Source organism: Rhodococcus sp. WS3, assembly GCF_003797085.1.
Lineage (GTDB): Bacteria > Actinomycetota > Actinomycetes > Mycobacteriales > Mycobacteriaceae > Rhodococcus_F > Rhodococcus_F globerula.
In genome coordinates, this window is sequence record NZ_RKMA01000016.1 from 1 (window position 1) to 426 (window position 426).

Below are 426 nucleotides of genomic sequence, written 5' to 3' on the forward strand. Positions count from 1 at the left end.
CTTGATGTCCTGACCGGCAACAACATTCGAACCCGAAGCCGGATCAGAGGACTTCACCACAGCGATCTTCGGAGACACCACCGGATGCGTCGTGCACAGCTGCGTCGCCGGATCACACACCTCCGGAGGATCAACCGGAGGAGTCGTACCCGGAACAACGAAGTTGTTCAAGAACACCCCACCGACGACATCGGCATTGACCTTCACCGAATACGTCACCGTCTTCGTTTCGCCGGCAGCCAGGGTTCCCGTCACCGAGAAACCATCCGCACCGACCATCGTCGCAGCCAACGGAGCATCAGCAGTCAAACCACTGAGAACACCCTTGTCCACAACCTGACGCAGATCGTCGAAGTACGCGACCTCACCCGCACCGTTACCGGTGTTCGTGAACGTGAGCGTGTACTTGATGTCCTGACCGGCAAC

The 426-nt window shown here is 58.5% G+C and carries 1 protein-coding gene; it reads right to left on the reverse strand.

Annotated features, from left to right (window positions below):
- On the reverse strand, window positions 1-426 hold a 426-nt coding region (locus EEB13_RS31310; RefSeq protein ID WP_141487034.1), incomplete at both ends, for a DUF11 domain-containing protein.